25 protein-coding genes are annotated in these 26,094 nt (G+C 60.2%); 17 read left to right on the top strand and 8 right to left on the bottom strand.

Annotation, left to right across the window (positions count from 1 at the left end):
- Nucleotide 1 precedes the first annotated feature (1 nt).
- A complete protein-coding gene (locus GL286_RS03510) occupies nucleotides 2–1,027 on the bottom strand; it encodes a TRAP transporter substrate-binding protein (RefSeq protein WP_155094134.1) in 1,026 nt (341 codons plus the stop codon).
- Nucleotides 1,028–1,296: 269 nt separating this feature from the next.
- On the opposite strand from GL286_RS03510, the gene pcaQ reads away from it, so the two are divergent.
- The 5 genes from pcaQ (at nucleotide 1,297) to GL286_RS03485 (ending at nucleotide 5,774) form a co-directional block, all read left to right on the top strand.
- Nucleotides 1,297–2,220, top strand: a complete 924-nt coding sequence (gene pcaQ, locus GL286_RS03505; protein ID WP_155094133.1) for a pca operon transcription factor PcaQ — start codon at nucleotides 1,297–1,299, stop codon at nucleotides 2,218–2,220.
- 185 nt (nucleotides 2,221–2,405) lie between these two features.
- Nucleotides 2,406–3,185: a septum site-determining protein MinC gene (gene minC / locus GL286_RS03500; RefSeq protein WP_170295044.1), complete on the top strand. Its 780-nt coding sequence runs from the start codon at nucleotides 2,406–2,408 to the stop codon at nucleotides 3,183–3,185.
- Between the two features lie 25 nt (nucleotides 3,186–3,210).
- The gene (gene minD / locus GL286_RS03495) at nucleotides 3,211–4,029 is read left to right on the top strand and encodes a septum site-determining protein MinD (protein WP_170295026.1); all 819 of its coding nucleotides are present in this window, start codon (nucleotides 3,211–3,213) and stop codon (nucleotides 4,027–4,029) included.
- A 2-nt stretch (nucleotides 4,030–4,031) separates the two neighbouring features.
- Nucleotides 4,032–4,304, top strand: coding sequence for a cell division topological specificity factor MinE (gene minE, locus GL286_RS03490; protein ID WP_155094131.1), 273 nt, complete (start codon nucleotides 4,032–4,034; stop codon nucleotides 4,302–4,304).
- A 351-nt stretch (nucleotides 4,305–4,655) separates the two neighbouring features.
- Nucleotides 4,656–5,774, top strand: coding sequence for a Hint domain-containing protein (locus tag GL286_RS03485; protein WP_246184809.1), 1,119 nt, complete (start codon nucleotides 4,656–4,658; stop codon nucleotides 5,772–5,774).
- Between the two features lie 3 nt (nucleotides 5,775–5,777).
- Here the strand turns inward: GL286_RS03485 and GL286_RS03480 are convergent, their stop codons facing one another.
- A complete protein-coding gene (locus GL286_RS03480; protein WP_155094130.1) occupies nucleotides 5,778–6,914 on the bottom strand; it encodes a succinylglutamate desuccinylase/aspartoacylase family protein in 1,137 nt (378 codons plus the stop codon).
- Between the two features lie 107 nt (nucleotides 6,915–7,021).
- The gene (gene ychF / locus GL286_RS03475) at nucleotides 7,022–8,119 is read right to left on the bottom strand and encodes a redox-regulated ATPase YchF (RefSeq protein ID WP_155094129.1); all 1,098 of its coding nucleotides are present in this window, start codon (nucleotides 8,117–8,119) and stop codon (nucleotides 7,022–7,024) included.
- 139 nt (nucleotides 8,120–8,258) lie between these two features.
- Between ychF and trpA the strand changes: the two genes are divergently transcribed.
- On the top strand, nucleotides 8,259–9,056 hold the full coding sequence (gene trpA / locus GL286_RS03470; protein WP_155094128.1) for a tryptophan synthase subunit alpha: 798 nt from the start codon (nucleotides 8,259–8,261) through the stop codon (nucleotides 9,054–9,056).
- Between the two features lie 150 nt (nucleotides 9,057–9,206).
- Nucleotides 9,207–10,727, top strand: coding sequence for a VOC family protein (locus GL286_RS03465; protein WP_155094127.1), 1,521 nt, complete (start codon nucleotides 9,207–9,209; stop codon nucleotides 10,725–10,727).
- A gap of 49 nt (nucleotides 10,728–10,776) precedes the next feature.
- On the opposite strand, the gene GL286_RS03460 is transcribed toward GL286_RS03465, so the two are convergent.
- The 3 genes from GL286_RS03460 to GL286_RS03450 form a co-directional block, all read right to left on the bottom strand.
- Nucleotides 10,777–12,960, bottom strand: a complete 2,184-nt coding sequence (locus GL286_RS03460) for a M10 family metallopeptidase C-terminal domain-containing protein (protein WP_246184808.1) — start codon at nucleotides 12,958–12,960, stop codon at nucleotides 10,777–10,779.
- A gap of 49 nt (nucleotides 12,961–13,009) precedes the next feature.
- On the bottom strand, nucleotides 13,010–13,387 hold the full coding sequence (locus GL286_RS03455) for a hypothetical protein (protein WP_155094125.1): 378 nt from the start codon (nucleotides 13,385–13,387) through the stop codon (nucleotides 13,010–13,012).
- Nucleotides 13,388–13,579: 192 nt separating this feature from the next.
- On the bottom strand, nucleotides 13,580–15,592 hold the full coding sequence (locus GL286_RS03450) for a TonB-dependent receptor domain-containing protein (RefSeq protein ID WP_155094124.1): 2,013 nt from the start codon (nucleotides 15,590–15,592) through the stop codon (nucleotides 13,580–13,582).
- A gap of 248 nt (nucleotides 15,593–15,840) precedes the next feature.
- Here GL286_RS03450 and GL286_RS03445 point away from each other — a divergent pair, with 248 nt between their 5' ends.
- The 8 genes from GL286_RS03445 (at nucleotide 15,841) to GL286_RS03410 (ending at nucleotide 20,831) form a co-directional block, all read left to right on the top strand.
- The gene (locus tag GL286_RS03445) at nucleotides 15,841–16,455 is read left to right on the top strand and encodes a ribonuclease D (protein WP_155094123.1); all 615 of its coding nucleotides are present in this window, start codon (nucleotides 15,841–15,843) and stop codon (nucleotides 16,453–16,455) included.
- 9 nt (nucleotides 16,456–16,464) lie between these two features.
- Nucleotides 16,465–17,409, top strand: a complete 945-nt coding sequence (locus GL286_RS03440) for a KpsF/GutQ family sugar-phosphate isomerase (RefSeq protein WP_155094122.1) — start codon at nucleotides 16,465–16,467, stop codon at nucleotides 17,407–17,409.
- Nucleotides 17,410–17,412: 3 nt separating this feature from the next.
- On the top strand, nucleotides 17,413–17,991 hold the full coding sequence (gene lptC, locus GL286_RS03435; protein ID WP_155094121.1) for an LPS export ABC transporter periplasmic protein LptC: 579 nt from the start codon (nucleotides 17,413–17,415) through the stop codon (nucleotides 17,989–17,991).
- Between the two features lie 74 nt (nucleotides 17,992–18,065).
- Nucleotides 18,066–18,548: a lipopolysaccharide transport periplasmic protein LptA gene (gene lptA / locus GL286_RS03430; protein ID WP_155094120.1), complete on the top strand. Its 483-nt coding sequence runs from the start codon at nucleotides 18,066–18,068 to the stop codon at nucleotides 18,546–18,548.
- Nucleotides 18,548–19,294, top strand: a complete 747-nt coding sequence (lptB, locus tag GL286_RS03425) for an LPS export ABC transporter ATP-binding protein (RefSeq protein WP_155094119.1) — start codon at nucleotides 18,548–18,550, stop codon at nucleotides 19,292–19,294. The genes lptA and lptB overlap by 1 nt, the downstream gene beginning before the upstream one ends.
- 162 nt (nucleotides 19,295–19,456) lie before the next feature.
- A complete protein-coding gene (gene hpf, locus GL286_RS03420; RefSeq protein WP_155094118.1) occupies nucleotides 19,457–20,032 on the top strand; it encodes a ribosome hibernation-promoting factor, HPF/YfiA family in 576 nt (191 codons plus the stop codon).
- Between the two features lie 81 nt (nucleotides 20,033–20,113).
- The gene (locus GL286_RS03415) at nucleotides 20,114–20,578 is read left to right on the top strand and encodes a PTS sugar transporter subunit IIA (protein WP_155094117.1); all 465 of its coding nucleotides are present in this window, start codon (nucleotides 20,114–20,116) and stop codon (nucleotides 20,576–20,578) included.
- Between the two features lie 61 nt (nucleotides 20,579–20,639).
- The gene (locus GL286_RS03410) at nucleotides 20,640–20,831 is read left to right on the top strand and encodes a hypothetical protein (RefSeq protein ID WP_155094116.1); all 192 of its coding nucleotides are present in this window, start codon (nucleotides 20,640–20,642) and stop codon (nucleotides 20,829–20,831) included.
- A gap of 62 nt (nucleotides 20,832–20,893) precedes the next feature.
- Here GL286_RS03410 and GL286_RS03405 read toward each other — a convergent pair whose 3' ends face one another.
- Nucleotides 20,894–21,763, bottom strand: coding sequence for a branched-chain amino acid aminotransferase (locus tag GL286_RS03405; protein WP_155094115.1), 870 nt, complete (start codon nucleotides 21,761–21,763; stop codon nucleotides 20,894–20,896).
- Between the two features lie 152 nt (nucleotides 21,764–21,915).
- On the opposite strand from GL286_RS03405, the gene GL286_RS03400 reads away from it, so the two are divergent.
- The gene (locus GL286_RS03400; RefSeq protein ID WP_155094114.1) at nucleotides 21,916–22,434 is read left to right on the top strand and encodes a MarR family winged helix-turn-helix transcriptional regulator; all 519 of its coding nucleotides are present in this window, start codon (nucleotides 21,916–21,918) and stop codon (nucleotides 22,432–22,434) included.
- Entirely contained in the window at nucleotides 22,431–23,147 is a 717-nt protein-coding gene (locus GL286_RS03395; protein WP_155094113.1) for a response regulator, read from the top strand. The genes GL286_RS03400 and GL286_RS03395 overlap by 4 nt, the downstream gene beginning before the upstream one ends.
- 95 nt (nucleotides 23,148–23,242) lie before the next feature.
- On the opposite strand, the gene secA is transcribed toward GL286_RS03395, so the two are convergent.
- The gene (gene secA / locus GL286_RS03390) at nucleotides 23,243–25,948 is read right to left on the bottom strand and encodes a preprotein translocase subunit SecA (protein ID WP_155094112.1); all 2,706 of its coding nucleotides are present in this window, start codon (nucleotides 25,946–25,948) and stop codon (nucleotides 23,243–23,245) included.
- Between the last annotated feature and the right edge of the window lie 146 nt (nucleotides 25,949–26,094).

Below are 26,094 nucleotides of genomic sequence, written 5' to 3'. Positions count from 1 at the left end.
ATCACTTGGCCTGCGCCGCAGTCAGCATCGCGCGGGCATCGTCCAGCATGGCCTGTCCGTCTTTGCCGCTATCGTTCATCGTCTTGACCCAAGCATCCACGACCGGTTGCGTCGCGGTCTTCCACTGGGCAAGGTCGGCCTCGGGGATGACATTGATCACGCCACCGGCGTCGATGGCTTTCTGGCGCTCGGCGGTTTCTGCGGCATCAAAAGCCTTACCTGCCAGAGCGGCCAAGGCAGCACCGGAATTGTCGTCGATCACCTTCTTCAAATCGTCGGGCAGGGCGTCATACTTGGCCTGATTCATCACCAGCGCCATGACCGAGGTCGACAGCCCGCCATTTTCGACGCCGAACTCGCTGTGGTCCTTGGTCACGCTTTCGATCCGCAGCGAACCGAAGACTTCCCACGGGATCACTGCGCCGTCGATCACACCGGTGGTCAGGGATTGCGCAATCTCGGGAACCGGCATGCCGATCGGGGTGGCGCCAAGTGCGGCCAGGCCGTCGGTCATCATGCGCGAGGGGGTGCGGATCTTCAGTCCGGCCAGATCGGCCATGGCTTTGATCGGCTTGCCCTTGGTGTGGAATTTGTAGGCCGCAGGGGCGTGGATCAGCAGGGGATGGACGCCTTTCAGCTCATCGCCCATGTATTTCGCCTGAAATTGCTGCAAGGCGGTGGTGGTTTCTGTGGCGCTGCCCGAGTTGAACGGCAGTTCGAACGCCTCGGAAACCGGAAAGCGGCCCGGCGTATAGCCCAGAAGCGTCCACGAGACATCAACGATCCCGTCGCGCGCCTGATCGAAAAGCTGTGGCGGTTTGCCCCCCAATTGCATCGAAGGGAACAGTTGCACGTCGATACGCCCGCCCGACTGTTCCTCGACCATCTTTTCCCACGGTTGCAGCACGTCCTTGTGCATCGGTGCATCCGCCGACAGGAAGTGATGGACGCGCAGCGTGACCTCTTGCGCGGTGGCGGTTCCGGCAATTGCCAAGGCGGCAATCCCGACCATCAGGATCGTTTTCATTGTTGTTCCTCCCCTATTTCGATTCGACTTATAGCATTGGCCGAAGGCGCGGCGACCAGCGCCCTTGTTCGGCATCAGGCATGGCGATCACGCGGCAAAAAATCCCCGTGGTCGCGGCGGATGTCCCCTGCCGACAACCGGGATACATCCCGTCATCAATAGTGATATGGCTGGCCTGCACTGATCTTCCTCCGAAAATCAGGATTACATGTGGGTGATGAAATGTAAAATGCGGTAATCGACAGTTTAGTTATCAAAACTGGTAAGCAATGGACCGTCGGATCAAGTTTCGCCACCTGCAGGCATTTGTCGAGATCGTGCGCTGCCGCAGTCTGAAGAGGGCTGCCGAAAGTCTGCATCTGACCCAACCCGCGATTTCGCGGGCGCTTTCCGAACTGGAAGATATCGTGGGGGCAGAGTTGCTGATCCGTGGTCGGGCAGGGGTGACTCTGACACCACGCGGCGAACTGCTGCATACCTTCACCTTGGCCAGTCTCGCCTCGCTCGAACAGGGGATGTCCGGCTTGCGTGCGTTCGGGCAAGAGGATGAAGCCCCGCTGCGCGTCGGCGCTTTGCCATCGGTCGCGGCGCGGTTGCTGCCCCATGTCGCGGACGAAATCGCCTCGGTTGCACCGGGGATGCGACTCAATATCATCGACGGATCGCACCATCATCTGACGCGGCTGCTGAATGACAAGGAACTGGATATCGTCATCGGCCGGATGGGCGAACCCGAAGCGATGAGCGGCCTTAGCTTTACCCAGCTGTATATGGAGGAGGTCGCGATTGTCGTGCGGCCGGGGCATCCCATTCTGCCTGAGCCGGACCTGCGCAGGATTGCTGACTGGCCGGTGATCTATCCGCCGCAATCGGCTGCGATCCGGCCGATTGTCCGCAGGTTGCTGATCTCGCAGGGGGTCCCCTTACCACATAATCGGATCGAAAGTGTCTCGGTCGGGTTCGGTCGCGCCCATACCCGCGACAGCGATGCGATCTGGTTCATTTCGGCGGGGGTGGTGGCGCGCGAAATCTCCGAAGGGCTTCTGGTAAGGCTGCCCGTCGATACCACCTCGACCAAGGGAGCGGTCGGGCTGATGGTTCGGGCGGGAGAGCCGGACACCACGCAGCGCCGCCTGTTCGCGCAGGCGATGGATAGGGTGATCGCCAGACTTCGAACTTCTGGAGAAGTGTAAATTAACATATTGATGTCGTGTTTATTTGAACGATCATGCGCGGAATTCCGCACCGTTCTCCGGCGTTCTTTGGCGATCTTTCGCGCAATCCGTCTTCGCGATGGACGCGGGGATTAAGTGCTATTAGGAATAATATCAAAAGCCGTTTTGCGGATTATCGTGGGCGGGATAAAAGGCAGGTTGGCGTGCAGGCAGAGGGATCCCATGCGACCGCGGGTGAGCCGGTTGCGAGTGTCAGGCCATTGCAGTTCCGCGGCCGGTCGCTGACGGCGGTTGCGCTGCATCTGACCGGAGGCGTGGATGATGCGTTTCTGGCGTCGTTGGATGCGCGGTTGCGCCAGACGCCGCTGTTCTTCGAGAATGCCCCGCTGGTGATCGATCTGGCCGAGGCTGCGGGCCTCGATTCCGCTGCCGAGATGGAGCGTCTGACCACGGCCTTGCGGAACCGGCGCCTGTCGGTCTTTGGCGTGCAGAACGCCCGTGCCGATCAGGGCAAGGCGGCGGTTGCGGCCGGGCTGATCGTGCTGCCCGCAGGGCGCGATGTCGCGCTGGAACGCGCGGCCCAGCCCGCAGCGCGGCCAGGCCGGAGCAGGGCCGCAGCGCCGGAACCCGTGCCCGAACCCGTGGCCAAAGAGCCGCAGACACGGCTGATCACCCAGCCGGTGCGCTCGGGACAGACAGTCTTTGCCGATCGCGGCGATCTGGTGATCGTCGGGCCGGTCGGCTCGGGGGCCGAGGTCATCGCCACCGGCAATATCCATATCTATGGCCGGTTGCGCGGGCGGGCGCTGGCGGGGGTCAATGGCGACACCTCGGCGCGGATCTTCTGCCATGCGCTCGATGCCGAACTGCTGGCGATTGCCGGACTTTACCGCACCAGCGAGACGCTGGGTCCGGATATCCCGCGCGACTTCGTGCAGGTCTATCTCGAGGGCGAGAAGCTATGCGTCGCCCCGCTCAAATAACCCCAAGGATCGAAAGGAAGCGCTCGTGAGCAAGGTCATCGTAGTCACCTCGGGCAAGGGCGGCGTGGGCAAGACCACGACCTCGGCCGCGGTCAGTGCCGGGCTCGCGATGCGCGGGCACAAGACGGTCGTCGTCGATTTCGATGTCGGCCTGCGCAATCTGGACATGATCATGGGCTGCGAGCGTCGGGTCGTGTTCGATTTCATCAATGTGATCCAGGGCGACGCCAAGCTGAAGCAGGCGCTGATCAAGGACCGCCGGCTGGAAAACCTGTTCGTGCTGCCGACCTCGCAGACCCGCGACAAGGACGCGCTGACGCAGGAGGGCGTCAAGGCGGTGCTGGACGAGCTGCGGCAGGAATTTGACTATATCATCTGCGACAGCCCTGCGGGGATCGAACGCGGCGCGCATCTGGCGATGTATTACGCCGACGAGGCCATCGTGGTGACCAATCCCGAAGTGTCCTCGGTGCGCGACAGCGACCGGGTGCTGGGGCTGCTGAACAGCAAGACCGCGCTGGCGGAAAAGGGCGATGGCAGCGCGATCAAGGCGCAGCTTCTGCTGACGCGCTTCGATCAGCAGCGCTCCAGCAATGGCGAGATGATGAGCGTCGAGGACGTGCTGGAAATCCTTGCGATTCCGCTGTTGGGCATCATTCCGGAAAGCCCGACGGTGCTGCGGGCCTCGAACGTGGGCATGCCGGTGACGCTGGACGAGAAATCGGCGGCGGGCAAGGCCTATGAGGACGCGGTGGGTCGTCTGGTCGGCGAGCAGATCGAGATGCGGATCGGCAGCGCCGAGAAGCGCGGTTTCTTCCAGCGGCTTCTGAAACGGACGGCCTGAGCATGTTCGGCTTTTCCCTTCGCCCCCGCAAGCCCAGCCCCGCCGCGACCGCCAAGGAGCGGTTGCAGATCCTGCTGGCGCATGAGCGCGCCGGCGGCGCCAGCCCCGAATTCCTGCCGCTTCTGCAGCGCGACATCCTGGAAGTGGTCCGCCGTCACATGGAGATCGACGGCGAGCAGGTCGAGGTCAAGATCGAACGCGGCGACGAGCTGTCCAGCCTCGAGATCAACATCGAACTGCCGGGAGCCAGCAAGCTCAAGGCGAAGGCGGGCTAATCGGCCATCGACCAAGACGCGGGCGTTGTCTGGTGTCATCTGATGGCCCTGATTGTTCCTGCCGAAGTGATTCGTTCGATTCCTGATCACGATCAGATTTTAGATCAATGCGATCCGAAGGATTGCCTGCAATAATCAAGAGGCAATGGCAGTTAATAAATCTGACAAGTGGAAGGACATATTAATCGTCAGTGGTTTAGATAATGCGATCTCGCATAACCATGTGCGGTTGTGTCGCGGCTAGGCTTATGCTTTTTAGACTATTGTTCCGTGCAGGGTGCGAGTTATCATCAAAGGTGAATATTCCGAAACTTCTCCTGCCTGATTGGCTCACCGTTAAGGAAGATCGCGATGGTCACCTATGTCCTGCCTGCGAATGCAATAGCGTTTGGCGATTACGTGCCGGGCGTCGGCGGTGCCGATGGAACAATAGATTCTACCACCTATCCTGCCGTCGAGCTTATCGAGTTTTATGGCTCTACTGCACCACCCGGGCAAATTCTCATGTCGTTGCCGGGTGATGCAGACGATTATGCGGATGGGATTCCTCCGGACACGTTGGTGACTTTGCAGGTCGATATCGACGGCGATGGGGTAGCGGATTACGACATTCGGCCGACCGATGGCGAAAATGAAAGCCAGATCCGCCTTGACGAACAGATCAGCGGCAATGCGGGATTCTTCGAGGGTGGTTTCGCTGTTTACGAGACGGGAACCGATAACTTTGTTGTCAACTCGCCATCGGGCCGCTTTTACATAACAACAGATCCTGACGGATTCACTGATACTCCGCTGCAGATCGTTCCCGGCGACAATCTTAACCTCGATGATGTCGATGTCATTTGCTTCGTCCGCGGCACGCTGATCGACACGCCTGATGGGCCGCGCGCGATCGAAGATCTCGAAGTTGGCGATCTTGTTCTGACCAAGGATCATGGTCCTCAGCCGATCCGGTGGAAAGGCTCGCGTCTGGTTGGCGGCAGATCATTGGAACGGCATACCAATCTTTTGCCCATTCGGATCAAAGCAGGTGCCTTCGGCCCCTCGATCCCCGAGCAGGATCTGGTCGTCTCGCCACAGCACCGCGTTCTGATTTCCTCGCGCGTTGTACGTCAGATGTTCGATACGGACGAAGTTCTCGTTTCCGCTAAGAAACTGCTGGGTTTCCCTGGTGTGACGCAGGACGTCGTGACCAGTGTCGAGTATTTCCATATTCTTCTGGATCGGCATGAAGTTGTTCGGGCAAACGGCGCGTGGTCTGAAACGCTGCTGACCGGCCCCATGGCGCTGCGGACCCTCGGACCAGAGGCGTGTCGGGAAATCGCTCTGCTGTTCCCTGAGATCGCGTCACCCAGCTACGTCGCGCCTGTGGCCCGACGTATTGTTGAACCACGTCGAGTGGCTCAACTGGTGGCGCGCCATATCAAGAACAACCGCGATCTGTTCGAGACCGAAAAATGGTCCGCCTGAGCCTCAGTCGGTCAGCAACAGACCCTTGCGGCTTTCGATTTCGTCCGTTCCGGCGATCTTGCCGATGAACTTGTCGGGCCAGCCGTAAGGCTGGCTGTGACGCGCGAACAGGCAGCCCGAGGTCTCTGCGCAGACGGTTACTTCGTCACCCAAGGGATCGAGTATCGTGGCGATAGCCTGCCCTTCGATCACGTGATCGCCCAAAGCGGCATGATAGACGATCAGCCCAGTCGCGGGGGATCTGATCTGAGACATCGCCGTCAACTGGGTCGCCCCGCAGGGCAATTCCGGCAGGTCGGGCAGGGACTCGCCGGTGATGAAGCCGCGACGTGCCAGAATGCGGAAAAGTGCCTCGGCCTGATTGCGGGCGAGGACGGGATCGACGTCATCATTGCTGCCCATCTCGATTGTGGTGGCCAGACAGCCATTCGGGACGGGGCTATCGGGATAGCGGCGCGCCAATTCCCACCAAGGGCCGCTGAGCGCCTCGTCGAACGGATTGCCCCCCGAGACCTCGGCCAGCAAGACGGCCCGCGCGCCGATTTCGGCGGCGATGTCCTGCGCGTCGGGCCAAAGCGGGGTGCCGACATAGATATGCGGCAACGCCTGATTGTCGGCATGAAGATCAAGAACCAGGTCGGCGTCATGGGCCAGCAGCAGCAACCGCTGCCGCATGGCGTCAAGGGGTGTCGAGGGGGCGTGCGCCGCCAGAACATCGCGCATGGCCAAGCGGATTAGCGCGGTATTCGCTGCGGCGTCGGGGCCTAGCGAAAGCGGCGGCAGCAGGTTTACCAGATCGGCATAGCCGCGGTTGAAATTCTGCCCCGAACCGCTCTCCTTGCGCCCGTAAAGGAATCCGTCCGGATGCTGCGTCAGCCCCAGCGGATTGGCTTGCGGCAAAACAAGGATCTCGCCGTTGATACGGCCCTCGCGTGCGGCGGTCTCAAGCATCGGGCGCAGCAGGTGCAGGGCGAACATGCCCGGAAACTCGTCGGCATGAAGCCCTGCCTGAAGATATGCCTTGGGCCCTTTGCCCGCCGAGCCATAGCGGAACGCCGTGATGCGATGCACCCGCCCGTCGGCACCGGCGGGCAGGGGATACTCGAGGCGTTCACCGATCGACAGGTTGGGCGAGGGCATGGGCATGATCCTTTGGTCCAGACGCGGGCGGGCTTTGTTGCCCGCCGCGCGCGGAAGATCTGCCACAGGGATAAGGCCGACGGAAAGGGGTTCCGGCGACTTCGGGATCAGGCGTTGAACAGGAAGTGCAGGACGTCGCCGTCCTTGACCTCGTAGGACTTGCCTTCGACGCGGAACTTGCCTGCCTCGCGCGCGCCGGATTCGCCCTTGTAGGTGATGTAATCCTCATAGGCGACGGTCTCGGCGCGGATGAAGCCGCGCTCGAAATCGCCATGGATGACGCCGGCGGCCTGCGGTGCCAGCGTACCCTTGTGGATGGTCCAGGCGCGGGCCTCTTTCGGGCCAACGGTGAAGTAGGTGTCCAGACCCAGCAGCGAGTAACCCGCGCGGATCAGGCGATCCAGACCCGCTTCGTGCAGGCCCATTTCCTCAAGGAACATCGCGGCTTCGTCGACCGGAAGCTGGCTGATCTCTTCCTCGATCTTGGCCGAGATGACGACATGGCCCGCGCCCTGTTCGGTGGCCATCTTGGCCACGCGCTCGGACTGGCTGTTGCCGGTCGCGGCCTTGTCCTCTTCGACGTTGCAGACGAACAGTACGGGCTTGGCGGTCAGAAGCTGGAGCATGTTCCATGCCTTCTGATCTTCCTCGTCGACCTTGACGGTGCGGGCGGGCTTGCCTGCCTCCAGCACGGCCTGCGCAGCTTTCAGAAGCTTCTCCTGTGCTGCTGCTTCCTTGTCGCCGCCTTTCAGCTTGCGGGCGATGTTGGCCAGACGACGCTCGACCGATTCCAGATCGGCGATCATCAGTTCGGTCTCGATGGTTTCGGCATCCTCGATCGGATCGACGCGGCCTTCGACATGGGTCACGTCGCCGTCCTCGAAGCAGCGCAGCACATGGGCGATGGCGTCCACTTCGCGGATATTGGCAAGGAACTGGTTGCCCAGACCCTCACCTTTGGATGCGCCCTTCACGAGGCCCGCGATATCCACAAAGGTGATGCGGGTCGGAATGATCTGCTTGCTGCCCGCGATGGCTGCCAGCTTGTCCAGACGTTGATCCGGCACCGCGACCTCGCCGACATTCGGCTCGATGGTGCAGAAGGGGAAGTTCGCGGCCTGCGCGGCGGCGGTCTTCGTCAGCGCGTTGAACAGCGTCGATTTGCCCACGTTCGGCAACCCGACGATCCCCATGCGAAAGCCCATGATGCACCCCTTTTTCCGGAAAACTGCTGCCTTTTATGGGCGGATGCTGCCCAAGTCCAGTGCGGGCGATTGATCTTTCCCCATCCATAAGGATAACCCTTGGCTGCGGAATGAAAACGGCGAACAGGGAACCGGGCGCATGAGCAGAATTGATGACACTTTCGCGCGGCTTGCCGAAACCGGTGGAAAGGCTTTCGTCGCTTATATGATGGGCTGCGATCCCGATTTCGATACATCGCTCGAGATCATGCGCGGTCTTCCCGGTGCGGGCGTCGATATCATCGAGTTGGGGATGCCCTTTACCGATCCGATGGCGGATGGGCCGACGATCCAGGCCGCCGGTCAGCGTGCCTTGGAGGCGGGCGGCAGCGTGTCCCGCGTCTTCGAAATGGTGCGGGCATTCCGCGCCGAGAATTCCACGACCCCCATCGTGCTGATGGGCTATTACAACCCGATCTATGCGCGCGAAGGCAGTGTCGACCGTTTTCTAGCCGAGGCGGTCGAGGCGGGCGTCGATGGCCTGATCGTCGTCGATCTTCCCCCCGAAGAAGACGAGGAACTGTGCATTCCCGCGAACAAGGCTGGTCTGAACTTCATCCGTCTTGCGACCCCGACCACCGATGACCGCCGACTGCCGGCCGTGGTCAAGAACACCTCGGGCTTCGTCTATTACGTCTCGGTCACCGGCATTACCGGCGGTCCCGCGGCGAATGCTGCCGAGGTCGCGCCCGAGGTGGCTCGCATCCGCGCATCGGCGCAGCTTCCCGTCGTCGTCGGCTTCGGCATCTCGACCCCCGAGGCGGCGCGGGCCATCGCGGGCGTCGCCGATGGTTGCGTCGTCGGTTCGGCAATCGTCAAGCTGATTGGTGAGGGGCGGCCCGTGCCTGAAATCATTGATTTCGTTGGTGCACTTGCACAAGGTGCGCACGCGGCCTGATCTGCCGTTCTGTTCTGGGAAACATCGCGTTTCATCGTTTCGGGCTGGCCTGTTCGGTCCGGAACACCAAATCTGCTGCAAGTCACTTGGTGCATACTGATCCGGCCCACTAGCTTGGCCTGATCGGTGTGCCTATGAAGGGAGCAGCAGATGCCAACCGGAATTCATCACGTCACCGGAATCACCCGTCGGGTTCAGGCGAATGTCGATTTCTATGCGGGTTTTCTGGGTCTTCGGCTGGTAAAACGGACCGGAGGCTTCGAGGACGCCGAGCAGTTGCACCTGTTTTATGGCGACGCGCTGGGTTCTCCGGGTTCGTTGATCACATTCCTTGTCTGGGAAGACGGTGCGCCCGGTCGGGTCGGTCACGGACAGGTGGCCGAGATCGCTTTGGCCGTTCCGCCAGAGAGCATTGGCGAATGGCTGACCCGTGCCATGACCGCGCGGATTCCCGTCGAGGGCCCCGCGCGGGAATTCGGCGAGACGGTCCTGAGGCTCAAGGATCCGGATGGCGTGACCGTCAAGCTGGTCGGTCACAACTTCCCTGCCATCGCGCCGCTACCCGACCCAATCGCGCCAACGAAACTGCGCAGTGTCACCCTGTTCACCGAAAAACCGGATGAGACGAGGCAATTTCTGTCCCGTTTCGGTTATCGATCGGATGCGGCGGCGGGTACGGTTCACCGATTGGTGTCGGACACGGATGTGGTCGATATCCGCGATGCGACCGGCTTTTTTCCCGGCATTCCCGGCACCGGAGTTCTGGATCACGTCGCATTCCGCGCTGGCAGCACGGATGATGTTCGTTCCCTCCGGCTCGCATTGAAAGGAACCGATGTCACGAACGTGCATGACCGGAAATACTTCCTGTCGCTTTATGTCCGCGATCCGGCTGGCATTCTGCTGGAATACGCGACCGACGCGCCGGGTTTCACCTTGGACGAAACGCCCGAAGATCTGGGTCAGACCCTGTTCGTTCCGCCCCATGACGCGGATCGTGCCGATGATCTGCGGGTGATCATGCCGCAATTCGCCCTGCCGGGCGAGGAAAGGATACCCATGCGGGATTTGCACTTTGTTCACCGCTTCTATCGGCCCGAGAACCCTGACGGCAGCACCATCATCCTGCTGCACGGAACCGGAGGTAATGAATCCGATCTGATGCCACTCGCCCATCGCATCGCGCCGCGGGCCACATTGCTTGGCGTGCGCGGACGTTCGACCGAAGAGGGGATCAATCGCTGGTTCCGTCGCTTTGACGCGGTGACTTACGATCAACAGGACATTGCTGCTGAAGCCGAGGCCTTCGTGGCCTTCATCGCTGAGGCGACGCGCGCCTATGATCTTGACCTGTCGCGGCTGAGCTATCTGGGCTACTCGAACGGCGCAAACCTGCTGGGCGCTGTCATGCAGCTACACCCGCAGTCCATTGGAAAGGCCATCCTGTTGCGGGCGGTTCAGGCGCTGGAAAATCCGGCTGAGCTGGACAGAGGCGCATTGTCGGGTGCTAAAGTCCTGATGTTGAACGGTGCCCGCGATCCCTTTGCCCGCATGGCTCCGGCGTTGGAGCGGGCATTGCGCGGTGCGGGGGCCGAGGTCGATACTTTCGAATTGCCCCTTGGGCACGAGCTAGGGGCCGAAGATGTAGCGGTTGGCCAGGATTGGCTTTAACAAAATCGCCTTCCCCCGAAATGGGGGAAGGCGACATTTGAGACATGGCTTAGATAATGACCAGATCGTCGGACAGACTGTTGATGTTCGTATAGTTGTCGATGGTCAGCCGATTGCCGTTCCCGAATAGGAAGACGGTATCTCCGTTTATCACTGTGGCGAGGCTCAGCACCTGACCGACTGTGCGCGCCCCACCACCCCACAAGGCATCGTCAATGCGCAAGGTGTCGATATTGTTCTGGAAATCCATGACCATATCCTGACCGGATCCGAAGACGAACGTGTCGGCGTGCGTCCCTCCGAACAAGCGATCATTGCCGCCTCCGCCGTTCAGAATATCGTTTCCTGCCATGCCGCGAATTGTGTTTCCAAGCGAGTTGCCGACGATCGTGTTCGCAGCATCGTTGCCGGTACCAAACACTGCAGAACCCGTCAGCCGCAGGTTCTCGAAGTTGGCTGCGAGCGTGAAACTTGCCGCTGAAACGACAGTGTCAATGCCTTCGTTCGCCAGTTCAACGAGCCGGTCTTGGCTGTCAATGTGATAGGTGTCATTACCTGCTCCACCATGCATGGTGTCGCTTCCCGCTGCGCCATTCAGGATGTCGTTTCCGCCCATACCACGCAGGGTATTCCCCTGAGCGTTGCCAACGATGGTGTTTGCTGCCACATTCCCCGTTCCGGTCTGCGCGGAGCCAGTCAGGTAAAGGTTTTCCAGATTCGGTGTCAGTGCGAAATTTCCGCTGGAATAGACGGTGTCAACACCGCCATTACTTCCTTCGGAGATGATGTCGAAGCCGTCAGCGTGATAGATGTCGTTGCCATTTCCTCCGTTCAGGGTGTCGCGCCCCGCTCCGCCCAAAAGGGTGTCGTTGCCGAGGCCACCGATAATCATATCGTTGCCCGCATTCCCCCAGATCGTGTTGTGGGCCGCGTTTCCTGAGAGATAATCGTTTCCGGATCCCGCACGCAGGTTCTCGATTACGGTCCCCGAGGTTATGATGATGTTTCCTGTTATTCCGTAGGCATTGGAAATGCCACCAGGTGTCATAATGATCCGCTGGTTTGCTGTATCGCCGCTTAAATTCAGGGTATCGACACCCTGGCTGTCGACGATAGTGAATGCGATATCATCACGGGCGCCGGTTGCAAGAATTGACGAAATGCGACCGTAATTCCCACCGGCATTGCTGTTCTCGCCATAAACCGTATTCCCCGCACGAAGGGTGGTACGGCCATAAAGTTCTTGAATTGCCGCAATATCTGCGGCCATGGCGGACATTACATAAGCGTAGCTTGCGTTGACAAAAGTATTATCATCCTGGCTGAAATAGGACATGACAGACGCCTGCCAACTGTCGTTGATATAGGTGTTGTCCGTCCCGTAAACAGCTGATCCGTTGTAGTTGCCCGCATGGCCCAGCCCCAGAGCATGTCCGATCTCGTGGATATATGTCTGGTAGGAGTAAGTGGCGAAGCCGGTGCCATAAGTATCAAGCCAATCCCGCCCGACGTTCACGTCAGAGCTCCAGATCTCGCCGCCGGAGGTCGTCGAGCTGGACCAAGCGCCGCTTTCGTCATCGCCAAAGGTGATATGGACTGTTTGACCCGAGTAAGGATTTACCGAGTTGAACCGGATGCCGCTGACATCCGTCCAGGCCGCCAGTGCAGCGACGGCCAGACGTCGACCGTCTGCGTCTAGTCCTGACAGGTCGACATTGATCGTTTCGCCCGGGGAGACATCGAACGAGCGGCGACCGCGATCCGTGCTGTCCCAATATCCGTCCGTCAACTGGGCGGCAATCTGGGCGATCGTGAAAACCGTCGGTTCTGCTCCGCGTGAAACATTGAGCGAATAAGAGCCGGTATAGGAAGAACTAAAAGCGCCCGCGCTTACATAATATGTCCCGGGCTGCGTGACCGTAAGCGACAAATGCGAATTCAAGCCATCGCCGCCGTCATCATTATAGGTGACCAATGTGCCGGTTGCATCGTAGATACGAAGATAAGTGTCGCGGACGGGAGAACTTCCCGATCCCGCAAGATCTATTTCATAGGTTCCCGCCGTCAATGTCACGCGGACCCAATCATTGTCCGAATAGGTCGCAAGGTTGCCGACAAACGTGTCGCCGACATTCATTGTGTAGCGGGTGCTGATGCCGCTATCTGCGTCGGATGTCTCGGTGCGGATCGCACGCGAAGTGCTGACAGATTGGTCGGTTTGCGGGTCGTTCATGAAATCGGAACTAGGCACGGATGTGTCTCGCATCGTCTATGTGTGGAAATTAGAAGCCTGATCTATCCAACAGGCTGGCGGCGAATGAATTTATTGATCTTTCGGGAATCGAGTTTCGGTCAATGACAGAGAGTTCGGCTTCCGCTCCGTAACTTACGCTTCCATCGCGGGAGATTTCCAGACGTGCTCTCATCGAGCCGTCAGGTCCGTTCTTGCTGACGAGTCTTATTTTTGTTTGGCTGTTATTCTGAATCTTATAGCCGCGACGCAAAAGCGTGTATTCCAGCGCCTCGCACAGCCTATTTTCCGATGCATCCCCTTCAGGACCGCACTGTAACTCGACGGGTGTGGCTGAACCGGAATTGGCTGCGCTTGGAGTTTGGAAAAGAGGGATGAACAAAATGGCGAGTAACGCTGCTAGCTTCATAAACATGGCTCGTCGAGGGCGTGCCGAATTGTTCGCATATGTTCTCGTGATACCGCAAGGTGATTTGAGCGGGATTTTCCATTCATGGTGAATCCGGCGGAGAAGCCCTGTCGCTCGAAAGAAAGCCACACCTGAAAATGAAAAGGGGCTCCGCAAGGAACCCCTTCAGATCATTGCGACTGAGGCCCTGCCTCAGAAGTCCATTTTCACGCCCAGCGTGACCGTGCGGCCCGGAGCGTAAAGCGGGTAGACGTCACGAGGGCTGTATTGAACGTAGCTCGAACGCTCGTAGTAGGTTTCGTCAAACAGGTTGTCGACGTTCAGATGCACTGCGATGTTGTCGTAGTTCTCTGGCCGCCATTCGCCGTAGATATTGGCGACGGTGTAGGATGAGTGGTTCTCGAATCCGGCTTCGGTCAGGTAGGCGCCGTCAAGGTCACCTGCCCATTCCAGAGTGCCGCCGAATTTGATGTTGTACTGCGCCAGTTCCTGATCGACGAACAACGTCGCGAGTTGGCCGACAGGAACGACCGTCCCGCCGTTCGGAAGCACGTCATCGCCGTTCTGGGTCACGTCAGCTTTGGTGAAGCTGGCACCAACGCGGCCCGAGCCCCAGCTGTAGTTCCCTTGCAGGGTGAAGCCGTTGCTGCGGTAGTCGTCGGCGTTGACCAGCTGGTTTACGTCGGTGTCGTATTCGGCCAGACCCTTCAGGCGGGTGTCGAAGAAGGTCAGGTTGCCGGTCCAGTTGCCTTGGTTGGCGTTCAGGCCCAGTTTGACGTTGGTCGCCTCGGCGGGATCGTAGCCGGGTGCGGTGACGAAGGTTTCGTCACGCGCATGCAGCAGACCATACTCGCCGATATCGTAGCCAAGCCAGGTTTGCGACGCGCCGGCAAAGACCTCGTAGCCCTCGGCGAATTCGTAGGATGCCGTGGCGTTGACGCTGGCACCGGTGTCGGAAAGTTGTTCGCCGTTCCAGTCGGTGAAGCGCTGATGGTCCAGACGCATACCGGTCGAGACGTCGATGCCGTTCTCGAATTCGAAGCGGCCCTGCACGAATGCGCCGATCTGCATGGTTTCCAGCGTGTGCACGGCGGGCGCGCGATCGCCGTAATTGTCGATACGGTAGTCGTCATAGGCCCAATCGACGCCGGCCGTGATCTTGCCCTGATCCAGCGAATAGGTGTTTTTCATAACACCGCCGATGGTGGTGGATTCTAGATCCATGTCACCATTGATCGCCCGCTCGCCAGTGGCATAGTTCGGACGCCAGTATTCGTTGCGGCTGACATACAGCATCGCCTCGGGGTCCCAACTGTCGGTCGGCGCGATCGAGCTATATTTCAGGCTCAGCGTGTTGCGGCTGACTTTCAGCGGGAAGACCTCGTCCGTATGGTCAAGGTCCATGTTCATCTTGATGACGCGGTCGGCATCGTCCTTGCTGTATTCATAGGCCAACTCGACGCGGTGGCCTTCGAATTCATAGCCCAGCTTGGTCAGCGCGCCTTGGGTTGCGGGCTCGGTGCCCGGCATCTCCTTGCCGTCGCCATTCTCGTAATTGTCGCCATTGGCGCCGTGCAGCATCACGAACCAGTCGAAGCCTTGGTACAGGCCAAAGCCCGCCAGACTGCCCGAAACGCCGCGGCCGTTCGTGCCGTAGGACAGGCCGACACGACCACCCGAGGTCCGGCCATCCTGCAGAAGATCTTTGGCGCCTACCGTTTCATAGCGCACCGCACCCGCGGCTGCTCCGAAACCGGCATCGGCGGCGGCGGCACCGGCCTCGACCTCGACCGATTTCAGGAAGGCGGGGTCGATGACGTTCGAACCGGTGTGGTGCCAACTGGTCACGCCCTGCGGAACGCCGTCCACGCTGACCGCCAGATTCGATTGCTCCATGCCGAAAACGTGGATGCGCTTCGAGGGGCCGGCTCCGCCCGATACGGTAATCCCGGAATCGCGCGAAAAGAGTTCCGACACATCGGCGGGTTGCAGGATGTCGATATCGTCCGGCGTGACGGTGATACCACCGGTCGCCTCGACGTTTTCCTGACCATCAGCAACCAGCGTAATTGGCTGCAGCGTAATTCCTGATGTGGCGGTTTCTGCGGCTGCAGTTTCGACGGTGACCGTCTCTTGAGCCGCAAGGGCCGTCGCGAGGGCAAGCGAAGACGCCCCCGCCAGCAATAGAATGCTGCGGATTTTCATAGGTTTGCCTTAGGTTCAGTTCAGACTGCGCGGACCATATTCAAACGGCGCGGTGAATCACAAGTATTTCACTCAGGAATCATTCTCTGATGTTAAGTAAAACTGTCAGGATTGTTGCAAATCTGTCGCAGTGTCTTCGCGACTTCGGGCAGCAGAACTGGGCCGATGTCGGGGCAAGGGACTGGCATGAGTCGGGAAAAAGGGGTTATGGCTCGGGGCAAGACATTCACGCACTGCCGGAACCCGCGATGAGCATTCATCTTTATCAAAACGACCTGCCGGACGATCTTGACCTTGGTCCGGTTGTCGCCATCGACACCGAGACGATGGGGCTGGACATGCGCCGTGACCGGCTATGTCTGGTGCAACTTTCATCCGGAGACGGAAAGGCGCATCTGGTCCAGATCGCCAGGGGGCAGCGCAAGGCCCCCAACCTGACCAAGTTGCTTGCCGATCCCAAGGTGCAGAAACTGTTCCACTTCGGTCGCTTCGATATCGCTGCCTTGGAGGCCGCATTCGGTGTCGTCACGACTCCGGTCTGGTGCACCAAGATCGCCTCGCGGATGATCCGGACCTTTACCGACCGCCACGGGTTGAAATACCTGCTGAGCGAAATGGTCGGCGTGGATATCTCGAAGCAGCAGCAGACCAGCGATTGGGGCGCGGAAACGCTGTCGGATGCGCAATTGGAATATGCTGCCTCGGATGTGCTGTACCTGCATCGCCTCAAAGCCGAACTCGAGAAGCGGCTTGAGCGCGAGGGCCGCATGGGTCTGGCGCAGGCCTGTTTTGATTTCCTTCCTGCCCGTGCCCATCTGGATCTGATGGGCTGGGGGGATGAAAATGATATCTTCCGTCATTAGGTGAGGGCGATGAGCGCATATCTAGATACAGCCCGCCGCGTAATCCGGACCGAAGCCGATGGTCTGGTCGCACTTTCGGATAGTCTGGGCGACAGTTTCGATCGGGCGATCGAGATGATTCTTGCGGCGAAGGGGCGGGTCATCGTTTCGGGCATGGGAAAATCCGGCCATGTCGGGCGCAAGATCGCGGCGACGCTGGCCTCGACCGGCACTCCGGCGCAATTCGTCCATCCGGGCGAGGCGAGCCACGGTGATCTGGGCATGGTCACCGAAAGCGATGTGGCGCTGGTCCTGTCCAATAGCGGCGAGACACCGGAACTGGCGGACCTGATCGCCCATACCCGACGTTTCAACATTCCGCTGATCGGGGTGGCCAGCCGCGCCGACTCGACGCTGCTGCGTCAGTCCGATGCGGCGCTGGTGTTGCCTTCGGCACCTGAAGCCTGCGGTTCGGGCATCGTTCCGACGACCTCGACGACGATGACCATGGCGCTTGGCGATGCTTTGGCAATTGCGCTGATGGAGCATCGCAAGTTCACACCCGAGCATTTCCGCACCTTCCATCCCGGCGGCAAGCTGGGGGCGAAGCTATCCCGTGTGGGCGACATGATGCATCGCGACATCCCGCTGGTGGCCGAGGGCGCGCCCATGTCCGAGGCGCTTCTGGTTATCAGCCAGAAAGGCTTCGGCGTCACCGGCGTGACCGATGCGCAGGGGCAGTTGGCAGGGATCATAACCGACGGTGACCTTCGTCGTCACATGGACGGGTTGCTCAGTCATACCGCCAGCGAGGTCATGACCAAGAATCCGCGCAGCATCACGCCCGACAGCCTTGCCGAGCAGGCGCTGTCGGAAATGCAGGCGCGCAAGATTACCAGCCTGTTCGTCCTGAAGGACGGGGCTCCGGTCGGGCTGCTGCATATCCATGACTTCCTTCGGACGGGGATGGTCTGAACCATGCTCCGGTCGCGGATCGTGGCTTGGCTTCGGGTTTTGCTGCCCCTGACAGCACTGGCGTTATTGTCGGTGCTGTTTTTGCTGGGGCGTCATCCCGAACCGGAAAGCTCGATTCCCTATGCCGATGTCGATCCGCAGGATCTCGCCGAGCGGCAGGCGATCACCAATCCGACCTATACAGGGGTGACGACGAACGGCTCGCAATTGACCATATCAGGGACCGAAGCCGTGCCCGGACGGGGGCAGGACGAAGGTCAGGTCAGCAGCATCCGCATGACCTTGCGCGCCAAAGACGGCCGCGCCGCAGAAGTCAGCGCCGGATCGGCCTTGGTCGAGGGCGACCGGATCGCGTTGAAAGACGGCGTGCGGATGACGACTGCGGATGGCTGGATCGTGACCGCGCCCGAATTCCACGCCTCGACGACGGCGGGCACCGTGGTGGCTGAACGTGAAGTGAATGTTCGCGCGCCGTTCGGCGATCTGACCGCCGGACAGATGGAATTGCGTCCAGTAGCACCCGATCAGCCCGATCATATTCTTGATTTGAAGGGCGGAGTCCGGTTGATATACCGACCGTGACCCGCATGAACCAACTGGCTTTTGCAGGCGAGTTCCGGATATTCGGAACCCGTCGGCGGCAGAAAGGAATCCTGATGAACCGCCTTGCCCTGCTGCCCCTTGTCGTCTCGCTTGCGTTTGGCGCTGCGGCTAACGCACAGACCTCTGGTTTTGGTAATGCTCAGGATATCAAAGAACCCGTCGAGGTGACGGCCGATAACCTGCAGGTCGATCAGAAGACCGGTCAGGCGGTGTTTTCGGGTCATGTGCTGATCGGGCAGGGTGCGATGCGTCTGTCCGCCGACCGCGTGACAGTTACCTATGCCAATGATGACCAGCAAAGGATCAGTGCGCTTAAGGCCGAAGGAAATGTCACCCTTGCCAGTGGAGATGACGCCGCCGAGGCGAACACAGCCGATTATAATGTCGATTCCGGCAATGTCGTGCTGAAGGGGGATGTTCTGCTGACGCAGGGGCAAAGCGTTCTGGCTGGCGAAACGGTGACAGTCAACCTAGCGACCGGACAGGCCAATGCCTCGGGCCGGGTGCGCAGCGTTCTTCAGCCTGGACAGAATTGATGACACAAGGCGAATCCACCGCTCAGGGGCTCCGTGTCCGGGCTTTGCGCAAATCCTATCGCAATCGCCCCGTTATCCGCGAGGTCGGGTTGACCTTGAACCGAGGCGAGGTCGTCGCGCTGTTGGGGCCGAACGGCTCGGGCAAGACCACCTGTTTCTACTGCGTCGCGGGTCTGGTGACGCCGGATGCCGGACAGGTGCTGATCGACGGAGAGGACGCGACCGCCCTGCCGATGTATCGCCGCGCCCAGTTGGGAATCGGCTATCTTCCGCAAGAGATGTCGATCTTTCGCGGCCTGAGCGTCGAGCAGAACATCGCTTCGGTTCTGGAACTGGTTTGCCGCGACGCGCATCACCGTCGCGACCGGCTTGAAACTCTGCTCGGCGAATTTTCGATCGAGCATCTGCGCAACGCTCCGGCCATGGCCTTGTCGGGCGGTGAACGCCGCCGGGTCGAGATCGCGCGCTGCCTTGCCGCGAATCCCTCGTACCTGCTGCTGGACGAGCCCTTTGCGGGCGTCGACCCGATTGCCGTCGGCGAGATTCGGGGGCTGGTGCATGACCTGAAAAGCCGTGGAATCGGGGTGCTGATCACCGATCACAATGTCCGCGAAACGCTGGAAATCGTGGACCGCGCCTACATTTTGCACGATGGGCATGTGCTCAAATCCGGCACAACAGCCGAGATCGTGGACGATCCGCAGGTGCGGCGCGTGTACCTGGGCGAAACTTTCCGCATGAACTGATCCGCCGACGGCGGGTGCGACATCTCGCGCCCGTTGACATAGGCGCGGACGTGTCACCAAATGGATATAAGGCGGGCCCGAGGAAGCCCGCCCCTGCACCCGGACGGCCACGCCGCGAGGGCGGCGTGCAGCAAGGCCGGGCAACCGAAAGGACGGACCACCATGCGCTACCAAATCAGCGGAAAGCAGATCGACGTCGGAGATGCACTTTCGACGCATGTGAAGACCGAGCTGGGCGAGGTCATGGAGAAATATTCGCAGCGTCCCACCGACGCGACCGTCATCTTTTCCCGCAACGCGCATGAATTCATCAGCGATGCCGTGGTGCATTTGTCGACCGGCCTGACTGTGCAGGCCAAAGGTGCCTCGACCGAGATCTACGCCGCTTTCGACCAGTGCAAGGAGCGCATGGACAAGCAGCTGCGCCGCTACAAACGTCGCCTGAAAGACCATCACAAGGACCGGGTCGAGCCAGTTGCCTTCGAACAGGCGGGCATGTATGTGCTGGCCGCTGATGAGGACGATTGGGAATCGCAGGGCGGCGAGCTGCAACCGATGATCATCGCCGAAATGGAAACTCGTGTTCCAACGGTGTCTGTCGGTGAGGCTGTGATGCAGATGGAACTTGGCGGGTCCCCCCTGCTGGTGTTCCGCAATGAGAAACATGGGGGCGTGAACGTGGTCTACCGCCGTGACGATGGCAACGTAGGCTGGATCGACCCCCGCAACTTGCGCTAGACTGCCCCTCAGAGCAGTCTGGTTGAATGAATTGTCCCGGTCACGTTTTCCGCGGCCGGGACTTGGATAATTTCGGGCACCATGCAGATCAGCGACATTTTATCACCCTCCGCCGTGCGGACGATGACCCAGAGCACCAGCAAGAAACGGCTGTTCCAGGAAATCGCCGAGCAGGCGCGCAGCGTCTATGGCGTCGATGCCGCACAGACCCTTGATGCGCTGCAGGAACGGGAATCACTCGGACCGACCGGCGTTGGCCATGGCGTGGCGCTGCCGCATGCCCGGCTGCATGGGCTGGACCGTGTGGTCGGCCTGTTCCTGCGTCTGGAAAAGCCGCTCGATTTCGATGCGGTGGACCGCCAGCCGGTGGACCTGATCTTTGCGCTTCTAGCGCCCAAGAATTCGGGTGTCGATCACCTCAAGGCGCTGGCATTGGTGTCGCGCACGCTGCGGGATCAGGATCTGCGCGCGAAGCTACGCGCCAATGACGATCCGGTCGCGTTGCATGCGATGCTTTCCGCCGCTCCGGGCATCAAAGCCGCGTAAGCGGGTGAAATCTTCGCCGATCCGTGCTAGATTGCCCGCCACCAAATGGGGGAGTTTGGGTATGACAAAGCATATCGCTGACAAGTCGCATGAAACCGGTTCCGGCCGGATTCGCAATTTCACGCAGCAGGAACGCGAACAGGGGATGCACCCGTCGGTCGCGATGCTGCACGCGCGGCCCACTCGGACCGATGTTCAAGACGGCCGCCGTGTCGCGGAATTTATGCGGATAGATCGCGGTCATCGCGTCTGATCACGGGACGAAATGGAAACGGCCGCATCATCGGATGCGGCCGTTCTGCTTTTCGGGTTCGATCAGCTGCGGACCAGTTTCTCGTAATCCGCCGCAATGTCGCGGGTCATCGGACCGACCTGGAAGTGCCAGTCGCCGATCTGGCCGACAGGCGTGACCTCGGCGGCAGTGCCGGTCAGGAAGCACTCCTGGAAGCCGTCTAGTTCCTCGGGCTTGATGCGACGTTCATGCACGGTCACGCCCTTGTCTTTCAGCATCTGCACGATGGTTTGGCGGGTGATGCCGTTCAGGAAGCGGTCGGCAAGCGGGGTGTGAACCTCACCGTCCTTGATGAAGAAGACGTTCGCGCCGGTTGCTTCGGCGACATAGCCCTCCCAGTCCATGAACAGTGCGTCCGAGCAGCCTTTGGCTTCGGCCGCGTGCTTGGACATGGTGCAGATCATGTAAAGACCGGCTGCCTTGGCGGCGGTCGGGATGGTCTCGGGGCTGGGACGCTTCCATTTGGCGATGTCGAGCTTGGCACCCTGCCATTTCGCGTCGCCGTAATAGCTGCCCCATTCCCAAGCGGCGACCGCCATACGCACGGGGTTACGTGCAGCCGAGACGCCCATATCCTCGCCCGAGCCACGCCACATCACGGCGCGCACATAAGCGTCGGTGAATCCGTTCGCTTTCAGAACCTCTTCCTTGGCGGCATCGATTTCTTCGGCGGAATAGGGCGACTGCATGTCCAGCAGACGCGCGGATTCGATCAGCCGAAGTGAGTGTTCGTGACCCTTGAAAATCTTGCCGCTGTAGCAGCGCTCGCCCTCGAATACCGAGCTTGCGTAATGCAGGCCGTGGGTCAGGATGTGTACATTGGCGTCACGCCAGTCCACAAGCTTGCCATCCATCCAGATTTTGCCGTCACGATTGTCGTAAGCGCCTGCCATTTTGTCCTCCGGCCGGTCAGTTTTTTTCGGATTGTTGCGCGAGTCTGTCAGTATCCGCATATAAAGTTGCGCAACATAGGCGCTCAGCTATCCATTGGTGATTGGAAAGTCAACAAGTCTGACGTAATAAGAGCCATGCAATAGGGGGAACCATGCAGAACAAGGTCGGCATCGCGCCCGTCGGAGGCGAAAATCTGCTGTTCCTGACGGACGATCAGCTTCGTCGCGGGATCGAAGCGATGTTCTTTGCCTATCGCGCCTTTACCGCAGATCCTGACCTGATCCTTGCCGACATGGATTACGGACGTGCCCACCATCGCGCATTGCACTTCATCCACCGCGATCCCGGACTGACGGTGACGGCCTTGCTGGATGTGCTGGGCGTGACGAAACAGTCGTTGAACAGGGTGCTGCGCGCCCTGATCGAGGACGGGCTGGTCGAAAGCCGCGTCGGGCATCGCGACCGCCGCGAAAGACAGTTGTTCCTGACCGAGAAGGGTGGCGCTCTTGAACGTCGCCTGTCCGAGACCCAGCGCGCCCGTATGCGCAGCGCCTATCGCGCGGCAGGTCCACAAGCTGTGAGCGGTTTCAGACAGGTGCTTGAGGCCATGATGGACCGTGATACGCTAAGGCAGTTCAAATCCCTGAAGGATCTGCCAGACCCGTCATGACCAATCCGGACCAGCCTTTGGCCCATATCCTTGTCGTCGATGACGACGAGAGGATCCGTAGTCTTCTGAAGCGCTTCCTGATGCGCAACGATTTTCTTGTGACCACAGCGCGGGATGCCGCGCATGCCCGCAGGCTTTTGGCCGGTCTCGATTTCGACCTGATCGTTCTGGATGTCATGATGCCGGGCGAGGACGGCTATTCGCTGACCCGATCCTTGCGTCAGGACAGAACGACTCCGATCCTGCTGTTGACGGCCAAGGGCGAAACGGAAGACCGCATCTCGGGGCTGGAAAGCGGGGCCGACGACTATCTGGCCAAGCCCTTCGAGCCGCGCGAATTGTTGCTGCGCATCGCGGCGATCCTGCGTCGGGTACCTGCCGCCGAGGCCAAGGGCCCCAAGTTCCTGTCCATTGGTCCGCTTCGCTACGACGCCGACAAGGGCGAGCTATGGCAGGGCGAGTTGCCCTTGCGTCTGACCGGAACAGAACATGCGCTGCTCAAACGTCTTGCGGGCACGCCGCGCCAAGCCGTGAGCCGCGCCGAGTTGATCGAGGATATGGGGCGCGGGCCGATCGAGGATAGCGGCGAAAACTCGGAACGCGCGATCGACGTCCAGATCACGCGGTTGCGTCGCAAGATCGAGCCTGATCCGAAAGAGCCGCGCTATCTGCAAACCGTGCGCGGCGCCGGTTACATGCTGGTTCCCGACTGACAGCGCATCAAGGCGCAGGGCAATCAATCGACGCCGCGGACTAGGTTCAACGCGGTCGCGATCCTATGAAAAAGGGGCCCGAAGGCCCCTTAGGATCACGCCAGCGCACCGTGGCAGTGTTTGAACTTGTTGCCCGAGCCACAGGGGCAGGGGTCGTTGCGCGACGGGTTACCCCAAGTCGTCGGGTCGGTATCGTCGAAACCTGCCACGCGACCCGAGACCTCGCCGCCTTCGGCCTCTTCGTGCTCGGGATGCATTTGCGATTGGGCGTCCGCTTGCTGTTGCTGGAACTCGCGCATCATCTGCTCACGTTCGGCATCGGTCAGCGGACGGATGCGGGCAAGCTGCTGGGTCACGTCATAGCGTAGACCATCCAGCATCGATTCGAACAGTTGGAAGCCTTCGGTCTTGTATTCCGACAGCGGGTCGCGCTGCGCATAGCCGCGGAAACCGACGACCGAGCGCAGATGTTCCAGCGTGACCAGATGCTCGCGCCATTTCGCGTCGATCTGTTGCAGCAGGATCTGCTTTTCGATCTGGCGCATGTTGTCGGGACCGAACTGCTCGGATTTCTGCTCCATATAGGCATCGACCGATTGCTGGATGCGTTCACGCATACCGTCGTGATCGACGCCTTCTTCCGCTGCCCATTCCTTGACCGGCAAGTCCATGTTCAGGCGGTCGATGATCGCGGCCTTCAGGCCCTCGGTATTCCATTGCTCGGCATATGAGCGCGGCGGCAGGAATTCATCGACCAGATCGTCGATCACCTGATTGCGCATGTCGGCAGCAACTTCGCCGACTTCCTCGGTGTGCATGATTTCAAGGCGCTGGCTGAAGATCGCTTTGCGCTGGTCGTTCATCACATCGTCGAATTTCAGCAATTGCTTGCGGATGTCGAAGTTGCGTCCCTCGACCTTGGCTTGCGCGCGTTCCAGCGATTTGTTGACCCAAGGGTGTACGATCGCTTCGCCGTCTTTCATGCCCAGCGTCGAGAGGACCTTGTCAAGACGTTCGGACCCGAAGATGCGCATCAGGTCGTCTTCCAGAGACAGGAAGAACAGCGAACGACCGGGGTCGCCCTGACGGCCCGAGCGACCGCGCAACTGGTTGTCGATACGACGGCTTTCATGGCGCTCGGTGGCCAGAACGAACAGCCCGCCTGCGTCCAGAACGGCCTGCTTGTCATTGGCGTGCTCGGATTCAATGCGGGCGCGCAGATCGTCGGGGTTGGCTTCGGGATTGGCGGCCAGAGCCTCCATCACCTTCATCTCGACATTGCCGCCAAGCTGGATGTCCGTGCCGCGGCCGGCCATGTTGGTGGCGATGGTCACTGCGCCCAGTTTGCCGGCGTCGGCGACGATCTTGGCTTCCTGCTCGTGCTGGCGCGCGTTCAGGACGTTATGCCCGATACCCGCTTGCGTCAGCATCTGCGACAGCATCTCGGATTTCTCGATCGAGGTCGTGCCGACCAGCATCGGTTGGCCTTTGGCATTGGCCTCTTTGATGGCTTCGATGACGGCGTCGTATTTCTCGGCAGCGGTGCGATAGACGCGGTCATGTTCGTCGATGCGCTGGATCGGGCGGTTGGTCGGTACTTCGACCACGCCCAGTTTATAGATCTCGGCGAATTCTTCGGCCTCGGTCGCGGCTGTGCCGGTCATGCCGCCCAGTTTGGCATAAAGGCGGAAGTAGTTCTGGAACGTGACCGAAGCCAGAGTCACGTTTTCCGGCTGGATCTGGACGCCTTCCTTGGCCTCGATGGCCTGGTGCAGACCGTCGGACAGACGCCGGCCTTTCATCATCCGGCCGGTGAATTCGTCGATCAGGACGATTTCGCCATCACGGACGATGTAATGCTGGTCACGCAGGAACAGTTTGTGGGCCCGCATCGCCTGATTGGCGTGGTGGACGATGGTGGTCGATTCCGGATCGTAAAGCGTCTGGTCCTGCGGCAGGACACCGGCGGCTTGCAGACGTTTTTCGAGGAACTCGTTGCCCTCTTCGGTGAAGGTGGCGTTGCGGGTCTTCTCGTCCAGCTTGAAGTGTTCGTCCGTCAGTTCGGGGATGAACTTGTCCAGAGTCAGGTAAAGCTCGCTGCGGTCCTGGCTTGGCCCCGAGATGATCAGCGGCGTGCGGGCTTCGTCGACCAGAATCGAGTCGACCTCGTCGACGATGGCGAAGAAATGACCGCGCTGGGTCATCTGCTCGATCGAGCCCTTCATGTTGTCGCGCAGATAGTCGAAACCCAGCTCGTTGTTCGTGGCATAGGTCACATCGGCCTTATAGGCCTGCCGCTTCTCGTCGTCGGGCTGGAACGGGTAGACGACGCCGGTCGTCATGCCAAGCTGGGCGAAAACCTTGCTCATCCATTCGGCGTCGCGCTTGGCAAGATAGTCGTTCACGGTGACGACATGTACGCCCTTGCCGGCAAGCGCGTTCAGATAGGCGGGGAAGGTCGCGACCAGCGTTTTGCCCTCGCCGGTCTTCATCTCGGCGATATTGCCCTGATGAAGGAAGATCCCGCCCATCAACTGGGTGTCGAAAGCGCGCAGGCCAAGGGCGCGACGGGCGCCTTCGCGACAGTTGGCAAAGGCTTCGGGCAGCAGCTTGTCCAGACTCTCGCCACCTTGAGCCCGACCCTGCATCTCGCGCGTTTTGGTGATCAGATCCGCGTCGGACATGGCGCGGAATTGTTCTTCCAGTGCATTGACCTGTGCCACCAGAGGGCGCACAGATTTCACCTTGCGGTCGTTGGGTGTTCCAAAGACCAGTTTAGCCAAGTTTCCGATGCCGAGCATGTGAGCCTTCAAAATCGCGTATCTGGGAGCGCGGGACGTTCCGCCCACTTGCCGCCACCATTCGCCATGCCCTATCACATGGGCCGGAAAAACGGCGACGGGCGCGCATTTTCGGTTGGGCCGGATGTATGCGTCAGATGCCTTAC

Source organism: Paracoccus aestuariivivens, assembly GCF_009711225.1.
GTDB classification, from domain to species: domain Bacteria; phylum Pseudomonadota; class Alphaproteobacteria; order Rhodobacterales; family Rhodobacteraceae; genus Paracoccus; species Paracoccus aestuariivivens.
This window is presented reverse-complemented; position numbering and strand designations above follow the sequence as displayed.